The organism is Kribbella sp. NPDC055071 (assembly GCF_053608045.1).
Window position 1 is genome coordinate 15,964 of the sequence record NZ_JBSGUS010000001.1, and the last position, 23,235, is coordinate 39,198.

Genomic DNA, 23,235 nt, shown 5'->3' on the forward strand with positions numbered 1-23,235 from the left:
TATGGCCGGCTGGGACATCCACACCCACCTGATACCGCCGACCGTGCTGTCGGCGGCGCACCGGGCTGAGTTCGGTCTGTCGATCGATGACGGCCGCCTGGTGATCGATGGACAGCGACTGCCACTTCAGCGCCTGGCTGACCCGGCCGCACTGCTGCGGTGGGTCGCGGATCAGGGGCTCGATGGTGCTGTGGTGTCCGTGCCGCCTGCGCTGTTCCGGTACGACGCCGGCGTCGAGTGGGCCGAGTTGGTGAACCAGGGACTCCGCGAGCTCGCCACACCGCAGCTGCGCGTCCTCGGCCACCTACCGCTGCTCGACCCGACCGCACCGGCAGTGGCTACCGCACTGGCACAGGAGGGCGTTTTCAGCGGGTTCGCGCTCGGTACGCCGAGCTATGCCGGGCTGGAGCCGGTCTGGCAGGCATTGCACGAGGTGGAGGCGTTCACGCTGATTCACCCCGGTAGCAGTGACGACAAGCGGCTTGATTCGTTCTATCTATCGAATCTGTTGGGGAATCCGTACGAGACCGGGGTGGCAGCGGCGTCTCTGGTTTTCGCGGATGTGCCGGGGCGGTTTCCGGGGATCCGGTTCTGCCTGTGTCATGGGGGTGGGGTGACGGCGGCGTTGGCCGGACGGTGGCAGCGCGGAGTCGATCAGGACCGGCCAGGTATCGAGCCGCTGTCTCTACCGGTCGGTGCGGCCCTGCGGCGCTTCTACGTCGACGATCTGGTCCACGACGACGCCGTACTGGAACTCCTGACGAAGACCTTCGGAGCCGAGCGGGTGCTGGCCGGTAGCGACTGGCCGTTCCCGATGGGCAGTGACTCGGTGTCCCCGGCGCGCTCGACGACTGCCGGCGAGCTGACCCAGCCGCTGGCGAAGGGGGTTGTCGCGTCGTGAGATCCGGCTTTTCGCCGAGGCAAGTTGTGATCAGATATCAAATGTGGGGAACAGGGATGTGCCATGAATAAGCGGGGGACCGTGTTGTTGAGTCATGGGCCGGGGGAGCAGCTGAAGGCCGAGGAGAGCGAACTCGTCGCCGGACCGGGCGAGACGCTGGTGGAGATGCGGGTCGCTGCCGTGACCCAGCAGGACAGGTCGGTGCTGGCGGGCAAGCAGCCCACTGTGCCGTTCACACCCGGTGTCGAGGGCGCCGGCGTGGTCATTACCTCGAATTCGCTGCTGGGCGGGACGCACGTAGTGGTTCGGGGCGCCGGTGTCGGTGTCACCAGGTCGGGTCTGTGGGGCCGGTACGCCGTCGTACCGGATGCCGCCGTACATCGTCTGCCGGCTGCACTGGATGCGGCCGATGCTGTTGCGTTGCTGACGCCTGCGCTGACGGCCCACACCGCCGTACGACGGATCGCAGCCCTGGGCGCGGGTGAGACGGTTGTGGTCACCGGGATCACCAGTCTGGTCGGCCGGATGTGTGCAGCGGTGGCACGGTCGGTTGGTGCCGCAAAGATCATCGGGGTAGCGCGCATCGGCGAGTCCGTCGAGTCAGCGGCCGCACTGGTCGACCAGATCGTCCGCGTGGACGAGCTGGGTCAGGTTGGTCGCGAGCTGCCCTGGTGTGATGCGGCGATCGACACCATGGGCGGCCCGGTGACCAGTGGGGTGCTCGGACACATCTTTCCGGGCGGGCGGATCGCCGTACTGGGTTATCAGGCCGGTGAGTTCACCACGATCGACCTGCATCAGCTGATCGGCCGGGACCTCCGAGTGCTGCCGGTGAACCTGCAGCGGACCGTTTTCGACCCTGGTGCGGTCGGTGAGGCGCTGGCCGACATCGCACCGGCGCCGTGGCGGCCGGAGTACGAGCTGGTCCCCGCGGACCGCCTCGATGAGGTGCTGGATGCGCCGGCTGGGCGGGTTCTGCTGGACCTGACCTCGTTGAGCTGAGCCTGCGCGTGGGCTACCCGGTCTAGGCCACTGACCCGGGTCAGGGCTCCCGCTGAGCAATATTTCCGCGGACGCCCTGAGATGCCCCGGCCTGCCGTACGGTTACCTCCCAGACTTGAATTCAGTGGAGGAGAGAGGCAGCCCGCAACCGATGACCCGACGACTCGAGCTCACGCCGGGAGGGCCGACCGGCCGCCGTACTCTCGCCGAGGAGGCCGCGGCCGAGCTGCACGAGCTCATCCTGTCCGGTGAACTCCCCAGCGGTACGGCGCTGCGGCTGGAAGAGCTCGCCAAGCGGCTGGACATGAGCCAGATGCCGATCCGCGAAGGACTGCGGCGGATGGCTGCGCTCGGGTTGGTCGAGATCGTTCCGCACAAGGGCGCCTGGGTCCGCGAGCTGTCGATGGAGGACCTCCGCGACACCCATGCGACCCGGCTGGCGCTGGAGTCCCTCGCGGTCCGTGCGGCCGCGACCCGGTTCACCGACGCGGACGCGACCCTGGCCCGGGCCGCACTGGCCGAGCACGTCCGGTTGTCGAAGCTCGGCGACAACATCGCGTCCCGGCAGGCGCACACCGAGTTCCACTTCGCGATCTACCGGGCCGGCGGCTCGCGGTGGCTGCCGCGCGCGATCGAGCCGGTCTGGCAGAACAGTGAGCGCTACCGGTTCGGATCGCGCCAGACCAAGGCCCGGATCGAGCAGACGCGCCGCGAGCACCAGGCGATCCTCGACGCCTGCGTCGCCCACGACGAGCTGGGTGCCGACACCGCCCTGCGCGACCACCTCGAAGGCGCGATGCAGCGCATCACCGAGACGATGGAGCGTCGCTCGGCGAAGCCGTAAACACCTCGAACCGGTCCTGCCGCCACCCGGACGCGTCGAAGACCGCCCTGAGCAGGAGCCCGTCACCACGGCTGTTGTACGACGTGATGAGCTCGGGGAGCGACTGGGAGCCGAGGCCGTCGTAGTACTGGTCGAGAGCTCGGCGTCGGCGTTCTTCCGATGCACCAGCCATCTCTTCGAGGGGTGTGCCGGCTGGTGCGCCGACTACCTTGCCGGATCCGACCTGCTCGTCCGGGAGGAGTTCGCGCACCAGCTGTGCACCGGCTTGGACGTCTTCGGCGCGCAGGCGTGCGCCCAGGGCGCGGCAGGGTTTCCGTGCCCGCTGAACGGCCTGCGAGATCGCGATGTGGTCCGGGTGCCCAGTGAGTCCGTCGCTTCCGACGGTGAGGATCAGGTCCGGTTGGACAGTGTCGATGGCCCGCTCGATTGTGGCTGTGAGCTCGTCGGGCTCGGCGCTCGCCAGTGTGTTTGGCCCGCTGGATCCACCGTCGTCGATCCAGCGGGCCGCATCGCTCAGCCATTCGCACTCGTGGATCCCCAGCAGAGCGCAGGAGGCCGGGAGCTTCTCCGCCGCATCCCACATCCCTTGGGTGGCAACGCGCAGTACGACCCGCCAGCCCGCCTCACTCAGGATCAGCGTCGCAGCCCCAGTCGCGAACACCTCGTCATCCGGATGCGCGTGGACAACGAGCGCCGTACGCACTACTAGGCGAGGCGGGCGGGGAAGCCGCCGGTGGCGAGTGGGCCCCAGCGTTCGGGGGTGATGCGGATCAGGCACTTGCCCTGGGTGCGCATGGCCTCGCGGTACTCGTTCCAGTCCGGGTGCTCGCCGGAAATCGCGCGGTAGTAGTCCACCAAGGGTTCCACCGCGTCAGGCAGCTCGATGACCTCGCCGCTGCCGTCCACCTGGACCCATGCGCCGTTCCACTCGTCCGAGAGCACCAGAACGCTGGCCCGGCCGGTGCGCTTCACGTTGGTGCTCTTGGCCCGCTCCGGGTACGACGAGATGACGATGCGCCCCTCGGTGTCGACACCACCCGACACAGGCGACGCCTGCGGCGTACCGTCCGCCCGGGTAGCGATCAACAGCATGTGATGACGTGGGCGAACGAACTCCAGCAGCCCCTCGAGGTCGACCTTGGTGTTGGTGGCAATAGTCCTAGGCATGTTCCCCACCCTATGGCGTGCGCACGAGGTCTGCCGGGGTGATCAGCCGTTCCAGCTCGTTGTCGGTGAGCTGGTTGATCAGGTGCTTGAGGTGCTGGGCCTGCGGAGTCGTGGGGAGCGCACCGGCGAGCAGATCGGGCAGGAGGAGCTCGTAACCGGCCCGGGCGCGGGGTGAGTACCGGTGCCTGGTCCGGGCGACCGCGGAGGAGACGCGGATCGCGTGCTCGTTGCCAGGCGGTACGCCGGGACGGTCGACCTCCCGGGCTGCGAACCGGAACCCGTTCGCCTTGTCGCAGCTCGCACACCCGACCGGTCCGGCGCCGAGGGGGGAACCGCAATCTGGGCAGGTCAGCTCGCCGAGGGCACCGTCCACGACCCGCCAGTCGAACTCCGAGGTGTCCTGCAGGACGATCTCGGCCAGCTCACGGGCTTCCGGCGTACCGGATTCGATCTGGGGTTCGATCTGGGATTCCGTGCAGAAGGCTCGCCAGGCGGCGTCGATGCTCTCCTCGACCTGCTGGAGCGCGGTGATGAACCGCGGGTGATCGACCCGTCGCATGCCTGGACTCTAGAGGTTTGGGCGGGCTGTGGACGACCGGATTGACATGTTCGAACAGGTGTTCGAACATGGGTTCATGACGGGGACTTCGTTCACCAGTACTGCCCAGCCTGGCATGGCCCGGCTGGCGGCGGTGAGCGGGTTCGATCCTGATTGTTTCGACCAGCCGGAGGAAGTGGAAGAGGCTCGGCACGATCCGGAGGCCGGGCCATCCGAGCAACCCGCACCTTCCGCGCCGCGCCTTGCCTCGGTGACCGGCTTCGAGACCCGGATCACTGAGGCACGGGTGCAGCAGGCGCTCGATACGGCTGAGGTGGATCGGGCGTTGCCCACGCTGCCTGCGGTCTCCGAGTTGCTGTCGGGGGCCAGCCTGCGCGGCGGCTCGGTGTATTCGGTGCGCGGGAGCGCAGCGCTGGTGATGGCGTTGATGGCCGGACCGTCCGCGGAGGGTGCGTGGTGTGGGGTGGTGGGGTTGCCGTCGTTCGGCGCGGAGGCGGCGCGCGGTCTCGGCGTCGACCTGGAGCGTCTCGTGCTCGTGCCCGACCCCGGGCACGACTGGCTCAATGTCGTCGCCGCGCTGGTCGACGCGCTGACCGTGGTGGTCGTCCGTCCGCCCGGTGAGGTGACGCCGGGGGAGGCGTCCCGGCTCGCCGCACGGCTTCGGACGCGGGGAGCGATGCTGATCGCGTCCGGTTCCTGGCCGGGGAGTGAGGCGCGGCTGGAGGTGGAGAGCAACACCTGGACCGGCCTGGGTGACGGTGAGGGGCTGCTCACCGCCCGGCAGGCGACGGTCATGGTGTCCGGCCGCAGGGTTGCCGTGCATCCACGGCGGCACCAGGTCTGGTTGCCGGCTCCCGATGGAGCTGTCCGCACCGCGGAGACCGAGTCTGGGTCGGGGTCGCTGCAGTGGCGTGAGCAGGCGGTGGGCTGATGAGCGATCTCACCCGCACGATGGTGATCTGGGTGCCGGATTGGCCGGTGACGGCGGCCGCGGTGGCCACGGGCCGTTCTCCGGCCGAGCCGATCGCCGTTCTGGAGAAGGGCAAGGTGCTCGCCACCTCTGCTGCCGCGCGGGCCGAGGGGGTGCGTCGCGGGCAGCGGGCCCGGGACGCACAGTCGCGGTGCCCGGAGCTCGTCGTACTGAAGTACGACCCGGTGATCGACGCCCGTGCGTTCGATCCGGTGATCGCGTGCCTGGAGGCGCTCATCCCCGGCATCCAGGTGATCCGGCCGGGGATGTGCGCGTTGAAGGCCCGCGGCCCGGCCCGGTTCTACGGCAGTGAGTCCACGGCCGCGGAGAAGCTGCTCGACCGGCTCGAGACGTTCGACGTGCTCGGTGGCCGGATCGGGATCGCCGACGGTCCGTTCGCCGCCGAGCAGGCCGCCCGGGCGAGCTCACCCGAGACACGGATCCACGTGGTGCCGCCGGGGGAGTCACCGGAGTTCCTGGCGCCACTCACCGTCGACGTCCTCGAGCAGCCCGCCCTCGCGGATCTGCTCCGCCGGCTCGGGTTGCGGTCGCTGGGCGCGTTCGCGCGGCTGTCCACCACCGAGGTGCTGTCCCGCTTCGGTCCGTCCGGTGCCTTCGCACACCGCCTGGCTCGTGGGTACGACGATCGCCCGGTCGTCGGCCGGGAGATCCCACCGGAGCTCACCCGCACCCTCGACTTCGAGCCGGCCGTTGACCGGGTCGACCAGGTCGCGTTCGCGGTCCGGTCGGTCGCCGACGAGCTGGTCGTCCGGCTGACCGAGCTCGGCCTGGTCTGTACGACGCTGCGGGTCGAGGTCGGCACCGAGTCCGGGCGGATCCACGAGCGGGAGTGGTTGCACCCGCGCTGGTTCACCGCGGCCGATGTGGTGGACCGGGTCCGCTGGCAACTGCAGGGGAGCGGGACGGCGACGAGTGAGCTGACGTCACCCGTCGTACGGCTCCGGCTCGTTCCGGACCAGGCGGATCCGGTCGGTGCGCATGCCGACGGGCTGTGGGGTGGTGGGCCGGACGAGCGGATCCACCGGGCGCTGTCGCGGGTCCAGAGCATGCTCGGCCACGGTGCCGTCGCGACGGTGGTGATCGGCGGCGGGCGTGGGTTCGCGCAGCGGCAGACGCTGATCCCGTGGGGCGACCGCCCGGTGCCGGCCCGGCCACCGGACCAGCCGTGGCCCGGTGCGATCAGTTCCCCTGACCCCGGTCGCTGGCCGACGCTCGCGCCGACCACGATCTTCCCCAAGCCCCTGCCGGCCCAGGTGTTCTCCGAGGAAGGCACCCTGGTCACGGTCAGCGCCCGCGGCGAGCTCTCCGGCGCCCCCGCCACGTTCCGCCTGGCCCCCGCTCCACAAGTTGCTGATAGCAACAAATTTCACCCCATCACCGCCTGGGCCGGCCCCTGGCTCACCGACGAACGCTGGTGGGACCCCGCCACCGAATCCCGCCAGGCCCGCTTCCAGTTCCACACCGCCGACACCCGAGCCTGGCTCTTCACCCTCGACCAGGCCTCATGGCACGCCCAGGCGACCTACGACTGAAACTGTCGGTGGCATGGTCGACACTGGCGCGATGGACCAACAGAGCGTGGAGGGCAGCGTGGACACCGACGTGGAAACCGGCGCACCAGACAGCCTGGGGCCTGCGCAGTACGGGCCGCATCGGTGGTCGGCGGGGTATCACGACGACGGTCAGAACGCTCGGTTCCGGGCGGCGACGTTCCTGGTCGGAGATCTGCGCGGTGCGCGGTTCGTCGACTGTGATCTGTCCGGGGTGAGGATCACCGACGGGTGTCTCGTGGACGTCGACGTGTCGGGCTATGTCAGCAACCTCGTGATCAACGGCGTCGACGTGACCGAGTACGTCGAGTCCGAGCTCAACCGCCGGCACCCCGAGCGCGTCCAGCTACGCGAGATGGGGGACGCCGACGACTTCAACGCGATGTGGACCACGATGCAGGGACTCTGGGCCGCACTGACCGAGCGCGCCGAGCGCCTCCCCGAGGCGGCCCTGCAGGAGCGGGTGAACGATGAATGGTCCTTCGTCGAGACCCTGCGCCACCTCGTCTTCATCACCGACTCCTGGGTGAGCCGCACCGTCCTCGACGACCCGAAGCCGTTCCACCCCTTGGGCCTGCCACAAACCGCCTACGACCCGGCCGACGCCGCGACCCTGGGCATGACGCTGGACGCGCACCCGACGTACGCCGAAGCCCTGGCCGCCCGCGCCGACCGAGCCGCCATTGCCCAAGCCGTCTTCGACTCCCTGACCAACGCCGACCTGGGCCGCCTCTGCTCCCGATCCCCGGCCCCCGGCTACCCCGAGGAACAACGCCGCGTCGCCGACTGCCTCGCCGTACTCCTCGACGAAGAAATAGAACACCACCGCTTCGCGACCCGTGACCTAACTATCCTCGAATCCCGCTAAGGGGAGCACGACGAGGGGCAGCTCATGAGCGTTGTGGTGCGCGATCTGGGGCCGGAGTTCTTGGCGTTTTGGGACGGCGACCGAGACTGGGAGAAGTACGTCGGCCGGCACCCGCAGGTACTGAACGACCTGACCCGCACCGGGCGGACGCTAACACCTGACCGGCTGGAGAAGGTACTGGCGCAGTACCCGGAGGTGGAGGAGCGGATCCGGGCCAATGCGCGGCGCGGGATGCGGTGGATCGAGGAGGCCGCCCGGCTGGTTGTGCCGGTGCTGGAGGCTGAGGAGGTCGACATCCAGGCGGTTTCGATGGTTGGCGTGAATACGTCGAACGGGTGGGTCGCCGACGACACGCTGTACCTCGCCCTGGAGATGATCCCGGACGAGCGGGCGGCGCGGATCCTTGCCGCGCACGAGATTGCGCATGCGTTGCAGCAGCCGTTGCCGGAGGAGCCGTGGCCCGATGACGGGACACTTGGGCAGGGGATCTACAGCGAGGGGTTTGCAACTGCACTGACCGTCGAGCTGTTCGGAGAGTACGGGTTGGCTGAGCACCTCTGGTTCGGGCCTGGGTACGACGACTGGCTGGCGGACTGTGAGAGGCGGGAGCAGGAGGCGCGGGCGGCGATTCTCGCGGACTTCGACTCTGAGGACGACGGGGTGGTCAACAGGCATCTCGCAATGAACTGCGGAGGTGAGCTTCCTGACCGGATTGGGTACTTCGTCGGAACTCGGCTGATTCAAGCTCTGCGTCGTGATCACAATTGGCCGGAGTTGGCTCGGTGGTCGGTCGAGCGGGCGACCGGTGAGCTCAGGGCGCTGCTGTCGGCAGAAACCGCCGGATCGGGACCGAGGGCGGATTAGCGTGGGTGTATGACTGAGTTGGCTCGGACGTTTCGGTATGACGCGGTGGCGGAGGCTTACCAGCATCGGCCGCCGTATCCGGATGAGGTTTTCGACCGGCTCGACGGGCTGATCGGCGGCGGGCCTCGGCGGGTGCTGGACATCGGCGCTGGGGAGGGAGCGATCGCCCGGCCGTTGGCGGCGCGGGTGGAGCGGGTCGATGCGATCGACTTCTCGCAGGCGATGGTCGACGCGGGCAGGCAACGAGCCGGCGGAGACAACCCGAACATCCACTGGCAGGTGAGCGCCATCGAGACCGCCGACCTCGACGGGCCGTATGCGCTGGTCACAGCCGGCGCGAGCATTCACTGGATGCCGTGGGAGGAGACCTTCGCCCGGATCGTTCCGCACCTGACGCCCACAGCGCAGCTCGTGCTGATCGAGCACGGGCCGGTCGACGTGCCATGGCTGGACGACATCGTGCCGGTGTTCCAGCGCCACTCGCGCAAGCCGGACCACGACCCGACGTTCAACGTCGTCGACGCGATCCGAGAGCGCGGACTCCTGGACCTCTCCGGTACGGCGCGGACCGCGCCGATCACGTATCACCAGCGGGTCGCCGACTACATCGAGCAGTTCCACTCGACGTCGAGTCTGGCCCGGGACCTGATGTCCGCCGAGGAAGCACGAACCATGGACACGGCCATCGAGCAGGCGGTGGCGCCGTACGCACAGGACGGGCTGCTCGAGTTGACGATCGTCGCCCAGCTCAGTTGGGGTCGGCCGCTCATCGTGCACCCTCGCTGAAACCTTGGCCTCGCGACCCTCGTGTGCGGCAAGGTTCGTGCTCGGACAGTTGTCCGCCATCGCAGGAGGGGTAGAGATGAGCGAACAGGTGATACGGCGGCGCACAGTGCTGGGGGCCGCGGGCGTCGCGGTCGCGGCCAGCGGTGTCGTCGACGTACGGCAGGCGCACGCGAATCCGATCCGCAGTGATCCGTTCAGCCTCGGGGTGGCCAGCGGCGACCCGCTGGCGGACCGAGTCATCCTGTGGACCCGCCTGCTGCGTGATGGCGGCCTCGGCGATCGCGCCGTACCGGTCGGCTGGCAGATCGCCACGGACGAGAAGTTCCGGCACGTGGTCCGGGCCGGTACGGCCACGGCTCGCCCGAGCCTGGCCCACTCCGTCCATGTGGACGCCGCCGGGCTGAGGCCGGGCCACGACTACTTCTACCGGTTCCGCGCCGGCAAATACCTCAGCCCCGTCGGACGCACGCGGACGGCGCCTGCCCCGGGCAGTGCCGCCGCACGGCTGCGGTTCGCCGTGGCCAACTGCCAGGACTGGCAGAACGGGTACTTCGGTGCCTACCGGGACATCGCCGAGTCCGACCTCGACCTGGTCCTGCACGTCGGTGACTACATCTACGAGTACGACCCGAAGGCAGACGCGATCCGGCCGCACAACCCGTCGTCCGGGACCGCCGAGGGTGCCGACCAGCTGATCACGCTCGCCGACTACCGCAACCGGCACGCGCTGTACAAGTCCGACCCGGCCCTGCAGGCGGCCCACGCCGCGTTCCCGTTCATCTCGACGTGGGACGACCACGAGACCGAGAACAACTACGCCGGTCTGATCGACGAGCAGGACCCTGCGCCGTGGCACCAGACACCTGAGCAGTTCAAGGTCCAGCGAGCCGCGGCGTACCAGGCCTGGTACGAGCACACCGCGGTGCGGGCGACGAATCGGACCGGATGGTCCGATCTGCGGATCTACCGCCGCTTCGACTTCGGCACGCTGTTGCGGCTGAACGTGCTCGACACCCGGCAGTACCGCACCGACCAGCCCGGCGGCGGGGTGCCGGCCGGCGGACTGCCGTCCGACTTCGGCGCCCAGGCGCTCGGTGACACGAACGTGACGGGCACGCTGACCGGTCCGGTGCAGGAGAAGTGGCTGCTCGACGGCCTGCGTTCGTCGCACAGCCAGTGGAACGTGCTCGGACAGCAGGTGATGATGGCGCCGACCCGCTTCGTCGCCCCGCCGCCGGGTTCGATCGTCAACCTGGACCAGTGGGACGGATACACGCCGCAGCGCCGTCGGCTGCTGGCCGCGATCGCAGCGAGCGAGGCCACGAACCCGGTGGTGATCGCCGGCGACATCCACTCGACCTGGATCAACGACCTGCGCCTCACGGTCGAGGACCCGGCCTCGCCGGTGGTCGCCAGCGAGTTCGTCTCGACGTCGATCACGTCGGACTTCCCGGCCTCGTTCGTACCGATCGCCGAGCAGTCCAACGCTGCCTTCAACCCGTGGGTGCGTTACTTCAACGGCCGTACCCACGGCTGGCTGCGCATGGACGTCGACCGGACGCGCTGGCTGACGGAGGAGCGCTCGGTGTCGTCGGTCGCCGTACCCGATGCGCCGTCGTCCACCACAGCCCGCTGGGCGGTCGAAGCCGGCAAGCCCGGAGTCGTCCCCGCCTAGACGGCGTCCGCGCGTGTCTGTAGGTAGCGCTGCTCGGGAAGGCTCTGCGTCAGCCGCGCAGCGAGCTGATAGGCCTCCCGAGCAGCCTCGCGCGCCCCGGACAGCTCCAACAGATGAGCCCGTACGGCGGCCAGCCGGTGATGGTCCGTGAGCGCCGGATCCACGTCGTCGAGCAACGCCAACCCGGCCGCAGGCCCGTGCACCATCGCGACCGCGACGATCCGGTTGAGCGTCACCATCGGTCCGGGCGCGGTCGACTCCAGGAGTTCGTACAGCATCAGGATCTCGCGCCAGTCGGTCTCCGCGGCACTCGGCGCCGCATCGTGGACGGCGGCGATCGCGGCCTGCAGCTGGTAAGGGCCGACCGGTGCCGACTGCAACGTCGAGTCGATCAACTCGGTGCCCTCGGCAATCGAAGCGGCATCCCACCGCGCCCGGTCCTGCTCCGGTAGCGGCACCAGCGCCCCGTCGGCCGTCGTACGTGCGGGTCGCCGCGCATCTGTCAGCAGCATCAACGCCAGCAACCCGGCCACCTCGCCCTCGGCCGGCAGCAGCTCGCGCAGTTGCCGGGTCAACCGGATCGCCTCGGTGCTCAGCTCGACCCGGTGCAGCGACGCACCGGACGATGCCGTGTAGCCCTCGTTGAAGATCAGATACAGCACATGCAGTACGGCGGCCAGCCGCTCGGGCTGCTCCGACGCCGGCGGCAACGCGAACCGCGCACCCCGCAGCTTCGCCTTCGCCCGGCTGACCCGCTGCCCGATCGTTGCCTCCGGCACCAGAAATGCCCGGGCGATCTCGGCCGTGGTCAGCCCGCCGACGGCACGCAGCGTCAGCGCGACCTGCGACTGCGGTGTGAGTGACGGATGGCAGCACAGCATCAGCAGCGTCAACGAGTCGTCGATCGACGACGCGGGCTCCGGATCCGGACCAACAGCCAGCGACTGCTCCCGCCGCTGCCGCGCCGCCTCGCTCCGTAGCACCTCGATCCGCCGCCGCGACGCGACCGTGATCAGCCAGCCGCGCGGATTCTCCGGTACGCCGTCGCCCGGCCACCGCTGCGACGCGGCCAGCAACGCCTCCTGGACCGCATCCTCGCAAGCGTCGAAATCGCCGTACCGGCGCACGAGTGCACTCAGCACCCGCGGAGCCTGCGCACGCAGCAGCTCCTCGATCATCATCCCCTCAGGGACGTCAGGTCGCGCACCGGCCGGATCTCGACGATGCTGAACGGCGCCTCGGGGATCTCGGCAACGATCTCCACCGCGCGGTCCATCGTCTCGCAGTCCAGCAGGTAGAAGCCGGCCAGCTGCTCCTTCACCTCGGCGAACGGACCATCGGTCGTCAGCACCTGGTTGTCCCGCACCAGCACCTGCTTGGTCGCCCGCGAATCTCCCAGGGACTCCGACACCACCAGCTCGCCGCTGGCGGTGAGCGCCTCGTTCAGAGCGGTGTATCCGGTCATCCCCTCCCGCTTCTGCTCGTCGCTGAGCGAGTCCCAGACCGCCCTGGACTCGGGGTTGCCGTAGATCAGCACCAGGAACCTCATGGCCTCAGCGTAAGCGTCACCCTTGCGTATCGATCGGGTCACCAGTTCGTAGCGCCCATAGCGGGAACGGCGTGAACGCGTTCAGGTAACAGGGGGCAGGCCCTGCCCCGGGATGGCCGGGCGTAAACGTGTCGACGTGCCCAAGTACAGTTACGACCGGTATCAGGGGAGAGAGAGGGGGAGGGGTCGCGTGCCGGAGCTCGAAGTGTCCGACCGGGTGCTGACGATCCCGAACGCGCTCAGCTTCCTGCGGTTGCTGGGGGTGCCGCTGTTCCTGTGGCTCGTCCTCGGGCCGCAGGAGGACGGCTGGGCGTTGCTGGTGCTGGCGATCTCCGGGTTCACCGACTGGGCCGACGGCCAGATCGCCCGCCGGATGAATCAGACCAGCCGGCTCGGGCAGATGCTCGACCCGGTCGCCGACCGGCTGTACATCTTCGCGACCGTCGTCGGCCTGGCCTTGCGCGACATCATCCCGTGGTGGCTGGCGATCGCGCTGCCGCTGCGCGACCTGTTGCTCACGTTCACTCTGCCCGCGTTGCACCGCCGCGGGTTCAACGCGTTGCCGGTGCACTTCCTCGGCAAGTCCGCGACGTTCTGCCTGCTGTATGCGTTCCCGCTGCTCCTGCTCGGTGACGGCGACACCACCCTCAACCTGCTGGCTCGCGTCTTCGGCTGGGCCTTCGCGATCTGGGGGACCGGGCTGTACTACTGGGCCGGCGCTCTGTACTTCGTCCAACTGCGCCACCTCATCCAGACCGTGAAGCCACTCAAGGACACGGCCGGGTAGATCTGTGACTCAGCAAGCCCCCGATAAGAACGCCGACAAGCACGCAGACAAGCACGCCGACAAGCAGGCGACACCCCCGCGGCGCGTCGACGCGTCCATGTCGCTGCTGAACAATCTGATGGCCCACCCGCTCGACGAGGGGTACGCCGTCGCGGCCCGGACCCGCCCGAAACAGGACGGCAAGTCGGTCCGGTCCCGGCACCGGATCATGCTGGTGGTGGCCACGATCGTGCTCGGGTTCCTGCTCGCGATCGCCGCCGCGCAGAACTACCGCAGCGCACCCGAGGCGGAGAAACAGCGCGACGAGCTGATCACCCGGATCAACCAGGCCGACACCCGGCTGAACGGGTTGCGCACCCAGCAGACCCAGCTCTCCGACGAGGTACGGCGGTTGCAGGCGGGCGGACTGAGTAACACCAGCTCGGGTGCGGCCCTGCAGCAGAAGCTCGACGACCTCGAGCTGCAGGCCGGCGCGGTCGCGGTCAATGGTCCGGGCGTCAAGGCGGTCCTGGACGACTCGAAGGACGCCGACTCCAAGGAAGGCCGGCTCCTCGATGTCGATCTGCAGCTGCTGGTCAACGGTCTGTGGATCGCGGGCGCCGAAGCGATCTCGGTGAACGGGCATCGGCTCACCGCACTGACCGCGATCCGCGGCGCGGGCAGTGCGATCACGGTCGACTACAGTTCGCTGACTCCGCCGTACACCGTGCTGGCGATCGGGGACACCGCGACCATGCCGGCCCGGTTCGCGCAGAGCCAGGGCGGTCAGTGGGTGCAGTACCTGGTCAGTAACTACGGTGTCCGGATGACGATCACGACGGAGGATTCCTTGCTGGTGCCGGCCGATGCCACCATCGCGCTGCGATACGCGAAGGTGGGTACCTCGAAGTGATCGCCGTACTCGGACTGGTGATCGGGGTCGTCGTCGGCCTGTGGATCGCGCCCGACGTGCCGGAGTGGGCCCAGCCGTACCTGCCGATCGCCGTCGTCGCCGCGCTGGACGCGGTCTTCGGTGCGCTCCGGGCGTTCCTGGACGGGATCTTCGACGACAAGGTGTTCGTTGTCTCGTTCGTGTCGAACGTCCTGATCGCGGCGCTGATCGTCTACCTCGGCGATCAACTGGGGGTCGGATCACAGCTGTCCACCGGCGTGGTCGTCGTCCTCGGCATCCGGATCTTCACGAACATGGCCGCCATCCGCCGCCACATCTTCCGGGCCTGACATGAGCGACGACAAGACCAGCCCGCCACCGGATCAGCCGGCCGAGTCACCACCACCGGCCGAATCACCACAGCCGGTCGAATCAGCACAGCCGGCCACGCCGACGCCGATGCCCAAGGCCAAGTCCCGGCGGCCCAACCTGGCGTTGCGCCGGTTGCGGTCCGGCTTCAAGCCGTCCCGCGGCCAGGCGATCGTCGCCGTCGTCCTCGCGCTGGTCGCCTGCATGGCCGTGGTCCAGGTCCGGGTGAACCGGGCCGACGACGGTTACCAGAACGCCCGTCGCGAGGACCTGATCGCGATCCTCGACGGCCTCGGTCAGAACACCCGGCGCCTGGAGGGCGAGATCACCGAACTCGAGGAGCGGAAGAGCTTGCTGTCGTCCAGCGCGGACAAGGCCCAGACCGCCCGCCAGCAGGCCGAGGCGCAGATCCGGGTGCTCGGCATCCTGGCCGGCACCACGCCCGCACAGGGCCCCGGCGTCCGGATCACGCTGAACGATCCGCAGGCCAAGATGACCGCGAGCAACCTGCTGGACGCGATCGAGGAGTTGCGCGACGCCGGCGCCGAGGCGATCCAGATCAACGGCACGGCCCGGGTGGTCGCGAGCACGGACTTCACCGACGACGCGCCGGGGATCCGGATCGACGGCAAGAAGGTGACGTCGCCGTACATTGTCGAGGCGATCGGCGAGTCGCACAACCTCGCCGAGGCGGCCAACTTCCCCGGCGGTCTGGTCAGCGAAGTGACCGGTCCGCAGGTGGGTGGGACGGCCGAGGTACAGGAGCTGGAGCTGGTCCAGATCACCGCCACGCACGCGCCGGAGGAGCATCGTTACGCTCGCCCGGCACCCAGCCCGACCAAGTAATCCGAGACTTTCCAGAAATCCGAGACTTTCCAGAAATCCGAGACTTTCCAGAAATCCGAGACTCTCCAGAAAGAGGAGCCAAGGTGTACCCCGAAGACTTGAAGTACACGACCGAGCACGAGTGGGTGAAGTCCGGCGAGGGACCGGTGCGGGTCGGGATCACCGACTTCGCGCAGGACGCGCTGGGTGACATCGTCTACGTCCAGCTGCCCGAGGTCGGCAGCGCGGTGCGGGCCGGTGACGCCTGTGGCGAGCTGGAGTCGACCAAGAGCGTCAGCGACCTGTTCGCGCCGGTCAACGGCACGGTCCGGGCCGTCAACGAAGCCCTCGCGGACCAGCCCGACCTGATCAACAGCGACCCGTACGGCGAGGGCTGGCTGCTCGACATCGAGGTCGAGGACGCGGCCGAGGTCGAGGCACTCATGGACGCCGACACCTACCAGGGCCAGCTCGACCAAAGCTGACTGATAGGTTTACCGGACCTCAACTGCTACTAGAGAGTTGAGGTCCTTGATTCTGCGTCCACACTTGTTCATACGGGGTCTATCGAGAACGTCGCCGGACCGCCGGCGATCGGGAGGATCACAGCATGCCGTTCTGCAACCAGTGCGGGCACGAGAACTCCGAGGGCAGCCGGTTCTGCTCGCAGTGCGGAGCGATGCTCCCTGGCGCGGACCGACCGGCGGCAGCCCCGGCAGGTGCTGGTGTCGTGCCGCCGGCTACCGGTGTCACGCCGCCGACTCCCGGTGTCACCGACACCGCGATGCTGACCCCGATCGGCGCCGAGCCGGAGCCCGAGCGCACCGGTGAGCCGCTGTCGGCCGACGACGAGGCCGCGGTCGGTGCACTGCCGGCCGGGTCCGCGCTGCTGATCGTCCAGCGTGGTCCGAACGCGGGCAGCCGGTTCCTGCTCGACGTCGACGTGGTGACGGCCGGCCGGCACCCGGACAGCGACATCTTCCTCGACGACGTGACCGTGTCGCGCCGGCACGCGGAGTTCCGCCGGGACCCGTACGGCGTGAAGGTCCGCGACGTGGGCAGCCTGAACGGCACCTACGTGAACCGCGACCGGATCGACGAGGTCCAGCTGACCAACGGGGACGAGGTCCAGATCGGCAAGTACCGGCTGGTGTACTACGCCAGTGGCCAGGCCTGATCCCTCGCCTGCCGAGCCCGGTGCCGATGGCCCCACGGGAGGTCTTGCCGGATTTCTGGGCATCGGAGCGGTGCTGCAGCGGCTGCAGGCCGAGTTCACCGACGTCACGATCTCCAAGATCCGGTTCCTCGAGGCCGAGGGGCTGGTGACCCCGGCGCGGACCGCGTCGGGGTACCGGAAGTTCAGCGCGACCGATATCGAGCGGCTGCGGTACGTGCTGACCGCGCAACGTGACCAGTACCTGCCGCTGCGGGTGATCAAGGAACATCTCGGTGCCTTCGACCGCGGCCTGCGCCCGGCGGCCGGTGGTGCTCCGGTCGCGCCGAGTTCGTTGCCGCAGACCCCGGGTCTGCCGGTCGCGGAGGATTTCGGTGCCGCGGGCATCGAGCTCAGGCTGACCCGGGACGAGCTGCTCACGGCCGCGGCGATTTCGGCTGACCTGCTGGGCCAGTTGGAGAGCCATGGCCTGGTCGTGGCCCACGGCAACCATTACGACGGCGACGCGATCGTGATCGCGCGGGTGGCGGCGGAGTTCGCGGCGTACGGGATCGAGCCCCGGCATCTGCGGCCGTTCCGTACGGCGGCCGACCGGGAGGCCGGCCTGATCGAGCAGGTCACCGGCCCGCGCCGGACCGAACAGACCGAGGAGCTGGCCGCGCTCGCGGTCCGGTTGCACTCGGCACTCGTCCGGTCGCGGCTGCCGCGCTAGTGCCCATGAGGGACACCGTGGGCCTGCCCGGGCCTGGCCCGCGGAGTAGGCTGAACGTGTGCGCGAAGTCGACGTGGTCGGAGTCCGGGTGGAGATGCCCTCGAGTCAGCCGATCGTGCTGCTGAAGGAGGTCGGCGGGGAGCGGTATCTGCCGATCTGGATCGGCGCGGCCGAAGCCAGTGCGATCGCCTTCGCCCAGCAGGGCATGGAGCCGCCGCGGCCGCTGACGCACGACCTGTTCGCCGAGACGATCCGGGTGCTCGGGCACACGCTGAGCCAGGTCCGGATCGTGAACCTGACCGACGGTGTCTTCGAGGCGATCCTGGTCTTCGACGACAAGACCGAGCTGTCCGCCCGGCCGTCGGACTCGATCGCGCTCGCGCTGCGGACCGGGACACCGGTGTTCTGCGCCGAGGAGATCCTGGCCGAGGCGGGGATCCCCGTCCCGGACAGTGAGACCGACGGCGCGGACGAGGTGGAGGAGGAAGAGGAGGTCGAACGCTTCCGCGAGTTCCTCGACCAGGTGACCCCGGAGGACTTCGACAAGAGCTGAACCGGTCCGCTCCGGTCACCGGCTGAGGACAAGACCAGATAGGTAACGATTCGTACGACGGCCGCGACACGCTCCCGGCTCGACGCGGTTGTCGTTGACCCTGTTTGGTCGGCGGCTTACCTTGAAGGAGTCGTGGGGTGCTGTTACTCCACGGATGTGAACCGTTCCAGTCGGTATCCAGGGAGGCTCAGGCGTGACACGCACCGGGGACACGGATCTGACGGCGCAGTCGACGTCCGAAGCACGCGCCGAGGCGGCCGCCGCCGCCGGCGTGCAGGGTCTGCTCTTCGACGACGACCTGCGGCCGATGCCGGAGGACGTCGGGTTCCGCGGCCCGACGGCGTGCGCCGCGGCCGGGATCACCTACCGTCAGCTCGACTACTGGGCCCGCACCGGCCTGGTCTCGCCGTCCGTCCGGCCCGCGACCGGCTCCGGCACGCAGCGGCTGTACGGGTTCCGTGACGTCCTGTTGCTGAAGGTGATCAAGCGGCTGCTCGACGCCGGGATCTCGCTGCAGCAGATCCGGACCGCGATCGCCCACCTGAGCAAGCGGGGGATCGACGACCTGACCCAGATCACGCTGATGAGCGACGGCGCCTCGGTGTACATGTGCACCTCGCCGGACGAGGTCATCGACCTGCTGGCCGGTGGCCAGGGTGTGTTCGGGATCGCACTCGGTGGTGTCTGGCGTGAGGTCGAGGGCTCGCTCTCCGAGCTGCCGACCGAGCGTGCCGATGGTCACGACGGCGACGCCGAGTCGCAGTCGCACGCGAACGACGAGCTCGCCGCCCGTCGCCGCGCCCGCATGACGGGCTGAGGTACCCTTTGCTCTAGCCGTACACAGCACTCGGGAGAGACCCGTTGAACCGGGCGCCGAAGGGGCAATTCCTCCCCGGAACCTCTCAGGCCCATGGACCGAGTGTCATAGGCGACTCTGAAGCGTGCGCGTCACCGCGCGGGTAACAGAGGGGGAGGCGACCGGAAGCACTGTCTGCATACGGAGCCTCTTGATGAACAACTCACCCCAGGTCTCGGCCACCTTCGCCGACCGGCACATCGGTCCGCGCCGGGACGAGATCGACCGGATGGTCCAGACCCTCGGGTACGACGATGTCGACGCGCTCGTGGATGCGGCCGTCCCGGCGTCGATCCGCTCGGCCGAGGCGCTCCGGCTGCCCGAGCCGGCCTCCGAGGTCGACGCGCTGACCGAGCTTCGCCAGCTCGCCGCCCGCAACCAGGTCGCCACCTCGATGATCGGCCAGGGCTACTACGGCACGTTCACGCCGAGTGTGATCGTCCGCCGCCTGGTCGAGAACCCGGCCTGGTACACGGCTTACACGCCGTACCAGCCGGAGATCTCCCAGGGCCGCCTCGAGGCGCTGCTGAACTTCCAGACCGTCGTCTCCGACCTGACCGGTCTCCCGACCGCGAACGCGTCCCTGCTCGACGAGGGCACCGCGGCGGCCGAGGCGATGACGCTGGCTCACCGGTCGAACAAGAAGAGCAAGTCCGAGCGCTTCCTGGTCGACGCCGACTGCTTCGCCCAGACGATCGCCGTGGTCCAGACCCGGGCCGAGGCGCTCGGGATCCAGGTCGTCGTCGCTGACACCACCGACGGTCTGCCGGACGGCGACTTCTTCGGTTTCCTGGTGCAGTACCCGGGCTCCGGCGGTGTGGTCCGCGACCTCAAGCCGCTGATCACCGCGGCGCACGGGCGCGACACTCTGGTCGCGGTCGCCTCCGATCTGCTCGCTCTGACCGTGCTGCAGGCTCCGGGTGAGGCCGGCGCGGACATCGTGGTCGGATCGTCGCAGCGCTTCGGCGTGCCGCTGTTCTACGGCGGTCCGCACGCGGGCTTCATGTCCGTTCGGGCCGGTTTGGAGCGATCGTTGCCCGGTCGCCTTGTCGGTGTCTCGGTCGACGCTGACGGCGCACCGGCGTACCGGCTGGCGTTGCAGACGCGTGAGCAGCACATCCGTCGCGAGAAGGCGACGTCCAACATCTGTACGGCGCAGGTCCTGCTGGCCGTGGTCGCGTCGATGTACGCCGTCTACCACGGGCCCGAGGGGCTCGAGGCGATCGCCGAGCGGGTGCACAACTACGCCGGCAAGCTGGCCGAGTCACTGCGTGCGGGCGGCGTGGAGGTCGTGCACAACGACTTCTTCGACACCGTGCTCGCCCGCGTCCCAGGTCAGGCCGCGGATGTGGTCGACGCGGCCCGGCAGAACGGCATCTGGCTGCGGCAGGTGGACGCGGACCACGTCGGCATCTCCTGCGACGAGAAGACCGACGCCGCCGTACTGACCCGGGTTTGTCAGTCCTTCGGCGTCCGGTACGACGACTCCCACGCCGCGCCCGCGATCGCGGTGCCGCGGACGACGGACTACCTGACCCACCCGGTCTTCAACACGCACCGGTCCGAGACGGCGATGCTGCGGTACCTGCGCAAGTTGTCCGACATGGACTACGCGCTGGACCGCGGGATGATCCCGCTCGGATCCTGCACGATGAAGCTGAACGCGACCACCGAGATGGAAGCGGTCACCTGGCCGGAGTTCGCGGACATGCACCCGCTGGCGCCGATCGAGGACGCGGCCGGGTACGTGACGCTGATCGCTCAGCTCGAGCGCTGGCTGGCCGAGGTCACCGGGTACGCGCGGGTGTCGATCCAGCCGAACGCGGGCTCGCAGGGTGAGCTCGCCGGCCTGCTCGCGATCCGCGGGTATCACCGGGCCCAGGGCAACGACAATCGCAACGTCTGCCTGATCCCGGCCAGCGCGCACGGTACCAACGCGGCCTCCGCGGTGATGGCCGGCATGAAGGTGGTCGTTGTCAAGGGCAACGACGACGGCACGATCGACCTGGACGACCTGCGGGCCAAGGCGTCCGAGCACGCGGCGAAGCTGGCCGCGATCATGATCACCTACCCGTCCACGCACGGCGTGTACGAGGAGAGCGTGACCGAGGTCTGCCGGATCGTCCACGACCACGGCGGCCAGGTGTACGTCGACGGCGCGAACCTGAACGCGTTGCTGGGTCTGGCCAAGCCCGGTGAGTTCGGCGGCGACGTCTCGCATCTGAACCTGCACAAGACGTTCTGCATCCCGCACGGCGGTGGTGGCCCGGGTGTGGGCCCGGTCGCGGTCGCCGCGCACCTGGCCCCGTACCTGCCGAATCACCCGCTGCTGGACCAGGCCGGTCCGGAGTCCGGGGTCGGCCCGATCAGCGCGGCGCCGTTCGGGTCTGCGGGCGTGCTGGCGATCTCGTGGGCCTACATCCGGATGATGGGTGCCGAGGGCCTGACCGATGCGACGAAGGCCGCGGTGCTGACGGCGAACTACGTGGCCAAGCGGCTCGAGGGCGTCTTCCCGGTCCTCTACACCGGCGAGAACGGGCTGGTCGCGCACGAGTGCATCCTGGATCTGCGGCCGATGACCAAGGAGACCGGGATCAGCGTCGACGACGTCGCGAAGCGGCTGATCGACTACGGCTTCCACGCGCCGACGATGTCGTTCCCGGTCGCGGGCACGCTGATGGTCGAGCCGACGGAATCCGAGGATCTCGGTGAGCTCGACCGGTTCTGCGACGCGATGATCGCGATCAAGCACGAGATCGACCGGGTCGCGGCGGGGGAGTGGCCGGCCGGCGACAACCCGCTGGTGAACGCCCCGCACACCGCCTCGGCCGTGATCAACGACAAGTGGGAGCACGCCTACACCCGCGAGGAGGCCGCCTTCCCGCGGTCGGTCGACCGGGCCTCGAAGTACTGGCCGCCGGTCCGTCGCATCGACGGCGCCTACGGCGACCGCAACCTCGTATGCTCGTGTCCCGCGCCGGAGGCGTTCGAGTAGGACCACTGGAGGTTGGTGTGACCGACGTACGTCCCGATACTGCCGCTGCGCTGTACGCCGGGGTCGCGACGGCCCAGAGCGAGACCAAGGTGCCGTCGCTGACCGCCGGGGTGATCCGGGACGGCGCGTTGGTGTGGACCGGGTCGCGCGGGCGCGTCGTGAACGCCGACGGGCTCGCGCCGGGTCCGAACGTGCAGTACCGGATCGGGTCGATCACCAAGACGATGACGGCCGTCCTGATCATGCAGTGTCGCGACGACGGGTTGCTCGCGCTGAATGATGCGGTGGGCAAGCATCTGCCCGGGGTCGCGTTCGGCGGGCTGACGGTGCGACAGTTGCTGGCGCACTCGGGCGGGATGAACGCGGAGCCCGAAGGGCCGTGGTGGGAGCGGAATCCGGGCGTCTCGTTCGACGAGCTGGTCGCGGCGATGGACGAGTCGCACCGGGCCGGTGCGGCCGACAAGCGCCATCACTACTCGAACCTCGGGTACGGGCTGCTCGGCGAGATCGCGGCGCGCTTGCGGGGTGAATCGTGGCTGGACCTGGTGCAGTCCCGCGTCCTGGACCCGCTCGAGATGCGGCGTACGTCGTACTTCCCGTTCGGGCACGCGGCGCAGGGGTACTCGGTCCATCCGTTCAGCGGGCAGTTGCTGGAGGAGCCGGCATACGACTCCGATGCGATGGCGCCGGCCGGTCAGTTGTGGAGCACGATCGAGGACCTGGCCAGATTGGCGTCGTTCTGGATCGAGCCGGTGGCCGAGGTGCTGAGCCCGGACACGGTCGAGGAGATGGCGACGCCGGCCGCCGCGGATCCACGCGCCGGGCTGACCTCGTCGTACGGCCTGGGTCTGCAGTTGTCCGCCGACGACCCGCATCTGCTCGTCGGTCACACCGGCTCGATGCCTGGCTTCATGGCCGGTCTCTTCGTGGACCGGGTCCGTCGGGTCGGCGCCGTCACCCTCGGGAACGGGACCTTCGGCCGCGTGGCCGGGCTGGCCCCGGATCTGCTGCGCGTGCTGATGCGGTACGAACCACCGATCGCCCCGGAGTGGGTCCCCGAGCCCGAGCTGTCCCAAGGGGCGGACCTGCTCGGACATTGGTACTGGGGCAACACGCCGCTGACCATCTCCGTGTCCGGCGGCGATCTGACCCTCGGCGGCGGCTTCGCCACCCGCTTGATCCCCCTGGCGCACGACCTCTATCAGGCCAAAGACGGCTATTTGGCAGGCGAAAAGCTCCACGTCACCCGCACCGGTTCGACCGTCGTCCTCACCACCGCCACCTTCGAACTGACCCGCACGCCGTACGGCGAAGGAAGGTGAGGAGCGCCACTCTGG

General features: G+C 69.0%; 25 protein-coding genes and 1 riboswitch. Of the genes, 20 read left to right on the forward strand and 5 right to left on the reverse strand.

Going from position 1 to position 23,235, the window contains the following annotated elements:
- Position 1: 1 nt before the first annotated feature.
- The 3 genes from ACWF4Z_RS00090 to ACWF4Z_RS00100 all read left to right on the forward strand — a co-directional run bounded on the left by ACWF4Z_RS00090 (position 2) and on the right by ACWF4Z_RS00100 (position 2,747).
- A complete protein-coding gene (locus ACWF4Z_RS00090) occupies positions 2-901 on the forward strand; it encodes an amidohydrolase family protein (protein ID WP_452240668.1) in 900 nt (299 codons plus the stop codon).
- Positions 902-964: 63 nt separating this feature from the next.
- Complete coding sequence (locus ACWF4Z_RS00095; RefSeq protein ID WP_452240669.1) at positions 965-1,903, forward strand: alcohol dehydrogenase catalytic domain-containing protein; 939 nt, start codon at positions 965-967, stop codon at positions 1,901-1,903.
- Between the two features lie 151 nt (positions 1,904-2,054).
- Positions 2,055-2,747: a GntR family transcriptional regulator gene (locus tag ACWF4Z_RS00100; protein ID WP_452240670.1), complete on the forward strand. Its 693-nt coding sequence runs from the start codon at positions 2,055-2,057 to the stop codon at positions 2,745-2,747.
- On the opposite strand, the gene ACWF4Z_RS00105 is transcribed toward ACWF4Z_RS00100, so the two are convergent.
- From ACWF4Z_RS00105 to ACWF4Z_RS00115, 3 genes are read right to left on the reverse strand one after another with little or no spacing between them, the layout of a single operon-like run.
- A complete protein-coding gene (locus ACWF4Z_RS00105; RefSeq protein WP_452240671.1) occupies positions 2,710-3,525 on the reverse strand; it encodes a PIG-L deacetylase family protein in 816 nt (271 codons plus the stop codon). The two genes, ACWF4Z_RS00100 and ACWF4Z_RS00105, sit on opposite strands and share 38 nt — an antisense overlap.
- Positions 3,453-3,914 (reverse strand): PPOX class F420-dependent oxidoreductase, encoded by a 462-nt coding sequence (locus ACWF4Z_RS00110; RefSeq protein ID WP_452240672.1) that lies wholly within the window; start codon positions 3,912-3,914, stop codon positions 3,453-3,455. The genes ACWF4Z_RS00105 and ACWF4Z_RS00110 overlap by 73 nt, the downstream gene beginning before the upstream one ends.
- A gap of 10 nt (positions 3,915-3,924) precedes the next feature.
- Positions 3,925-4,473: a hypothetical protein gene (locus tag ACWF4Z_RS00115; RefSeq protein WP_452240673.1), complete on the reverse strand. Its 549-nt coding sequence runs from the start codon at positions 4,471-4,473 to the stop codon at positions 3,925-3,927.
- A 76-nt stretch (positions 4,474-4,549) separates the two neighbouring features.
- On the opposite strand from ACWF4Z_RS00115, the gene ACWF4Z_RS00120 reads away from it, so the two are divergent.
- The 6 genes from ACWF4Z_RS00120 (at position 4,550) to ACWF4Z_RS00145 (ending at position 11,207) form a co-directional block, all read left to right on the forward strand.
- On the forward strand, positions 4,550-5,404 hold the full coding sequence (locus tag ACWF4Z_RS00120; RefSeq protein WP_452240674.1) for a hypothetical protein: 855 nt from the start codon (positions 4,550-4,552) through the stop codon (positions 5,402-5,404).
- Positions 5,404-6,996 (forward strand): DNA polymerase Y family protein, encoded by a 1,593-nt coding sequence (locus tag ACWF4Z_RS00125; protein WP_452240675.1) that lies wholly within the window; start codon positions 5,404-5,406, stop codon positions 6,994-6,996. The genes ACWF4Z_RS00120 and ACWF4Z_RS00125 overlap by 1 nt, the downstream gene beginning before the upstream one ends.
- 31 nt (positions 6,997-7,027) lie before the next feature.
- A complete protein-coding gene (locus ACWF4Z_RS00130) occupies positions 7,028-7,882 on the forward strand; it encodes a DinB family protein (RefSeq protein ID WP_452240676.1) in 855 nt (284 codons plus the stop codon).
- A gap of 24 nt (positions 7,883-7,906) precedes the next feature.
- Complete coding sequence (locus ACWF4Z_RS00135) at positions 7,907-8,746, forward strand: hypothetical protein (RefSeq protein ID WP_452240677.1); 840 nt, start codon at positions 7,907-7,909, stop codon at positions 8,744-8,746.
- A gap of 9 nt (positions 8,747-8,755) precedes the next feature.
- On the forward strand, positions 8,756-9,532 hold the full coding sequence (locus ACWF4Z_RS00140; protein WP_452240678.1) for a class I SAM-dependent methyltransferase: 777 nt from the start codon (positions 8,756-8,758) through the stop codon (positions 9,530-9,532).
- Between the two features lie 76 nt (positions 9,533-9,608).
- Positions 9,609-11,207, forward strand: coding sequence for an alkaline phosphatase D family protein (locus ACWF4Z_RS00145; RefSeq protein ID WP_452240679.1), 1,599 nt, complete (start codon positions 9,609-9,611; stop codon positions 11,205-11,207).
- Here ACWF4Z_RS00145 and ACWF4Z_RS00150 read toward each other — a convergent pair.
- Positions 11,204-12,388, reverse strand: coding sequence for an RNA polymerase sigma factor (locus tag ACWF4Z_RS00150; RefSeq protein WP_452240680.1), 1,185 nt, complete (start codon positions 12,386-12,388; stop codon positions 11,204-11,206). The two genes, ACWF4Z_RS00145 and ACWF4Z_RS00150, sit on opposite strands and share 4 nt — an antisense overlap.
- On the reverse strand, positions 12,385-12,756 hold the full coding sequence (locus ACWF4Z_RS00155) for a YciI family protein (RefSeq protein ID WP_452240681.1): 372 nt from the start codon (positions 12,754-12,756) through the stop codon (positions 12,385-12,387). Before ACWF4Z_RS00155 ends, ACWF4Z_RS00150 begins: the two co-directional genes overlap by 4 nt.
- Positions 12,757-12,946: 190 nt before the next feature.
- On the opposite strand from ACWF4Z_RS00155, the gene ACWF4Z_RS00160 reads away from it, so the two are divergent.
- The 11 genes from ACWF4Z_RS00160 (at position 12,947) to ACWF4Z_RS00210 (ending at position 23,220) form a co-directional block, all read left to right on the forward strand.
- Positions 12,947-13,543 carry a CDP-alcohol phosphatidyltransferase family protein gene (locus tag ACWF4Z_RS00160; protein WP_452240682.1) on the forward strand — a complete coding sequence of 199 codons (597 nt, stop codon included), beginning with the start codon at positions 12,947-12,949 and terminating at the stop codon, positions 13,541-13,543.
- Positions 13,544-13,547: 4 nt separating this feature from the next.
- Positions 13,548-14,435, forward strand: coding sequence for a DUF881 domain-containing protein (locus tag ACWF4Z_RS00165; protein WP_452240683.1), 888 nt, complete (start codon positions 13,548-13,550; stop codon positions 14,433-14,435).
- Positions 14,432-14,764 (forward strand): small basic family protein, encoded by a 333-nt coding sequence (locus ACWF4Z_RS00170; RefSeq protein ID WP_452240684.1) that lies wholly within the window; start codon positions 14,432-14,434, stop codon positions 14,762-14,764. The genes ACWF4Z_RS00165 and ACWF4Z_RS00170 overlap by 4 nt, the downstream gene beginning before the upstream one ends.
- A 1-nt stretch (position 14,765) precedes the next feature.
- Positions 14,766-15,629, forward strand: a complete 864-nt coding sequence (locus ACWF4Z_RS00175) for a DUF881 domain-containing protein (protein ID WP_452240685.1) — start codon at positions 14,766-14,768, stop codon at positions 15,627-15,629.
- A gap of 83 nt (positions 15,630-15,712) precedes the next feature.
- Positions 15,713-16,093 (forward strand): glycine cleavage system protein GcvH, encoded by a 381-nt coding sequence (gene gcvH, locus ACWF4Z_RS00180; RefSeq protein WP_452240686.1) that lies wholly within the window; start codon positions 15,713-15,715, stop codon positions 16,091-16,093.
- Positions 16,094-16,218: 125 nt separating this feature from the next.
- Positions 16,219-16,785 carry an FHA domain-containing protein gene (locus ACWF4Z_RS00185; protein ID WP_452240687.1) on the forward strand — a complete coding sequence of 189 codons (567 nt, stop codon included), beginning with the start codon at positions 16,219-16,221 and terminating at the stop codon, positions 16,783-16,785.
- Between the two features lie 70 nt (positions 16,786-16,855).
- Positions 16,856-17,494, forward strand: coding sequence for a transcriptional regulator FtsR (ftsR, locus tag ACWF4Z_RS00190; protein WP_452240688.1), 639 nt, complete (start codon positions 16,856-16,858; stop codon positions 17,492-17,494).
- Positions 17,495-17,552: 58 nt separating this feature from the next.
- Positions 17,553-18,047, forward strand: a complete 495-nt coding sequence (locus ACWF4Z_RS00195; protein ID WP_452240689.1) for a bifunctional nuclease family protein — start codon at positions 17,553-17,555, stop codon at positions 18,045-18,047.
- A 193-nt stretch (positions 18,048-18,240) separates the two neighbouring features.
- Positions 18,241-18,864 carry a MerR family transcriptional regulator gene (locus ACWF4Z_RS00200; protein WP_452240690.1) on the forward strand — a complete coding sequence of 208 codons (624 nt, stop codon included), beginning with the start codon at positions 18,241-18,243 and terminating at the stop codon, positions 18,862-18,864.
- Between the two features lie 21 nt (positions 18,865-18,885).
- Positions 18,886-18,975: riboswitch (glycine riboswitch) on the forward strand.
- Positions 18,976-19,057: 82 nt separating this feature from the next.
- Positions 19,058-21,898 (forward strand): aminomethyl-transferring glycine dehydrogenase, encoded by a 2,841-nt coding sequence (gene gcvP, locus ACWF4Z_RS00205; RefSeq protein WP_452240691.1) that lies wholly within the window; start codon positions 19,058-19,060, stop codon positions 21,896-21,898.
- A gap of 17 nt (positions 21,899-21,915) precedes the next feature.
- Positions 21,916-23,220 carry a serine hydrolase domain-containing protein gene (locus ACWF4Z_RS00210; protein WP_452240692.1) on the forward strand — a complete coding sequence of 435 codons (1,305 nt, stop codon included), beginning with the start codon at positions 21,916-21,918 and terminating at the stop codon, positions 23,218-23,220.
- Positions 23,221-23,235 lie beyond the last annotated feature (15 nt).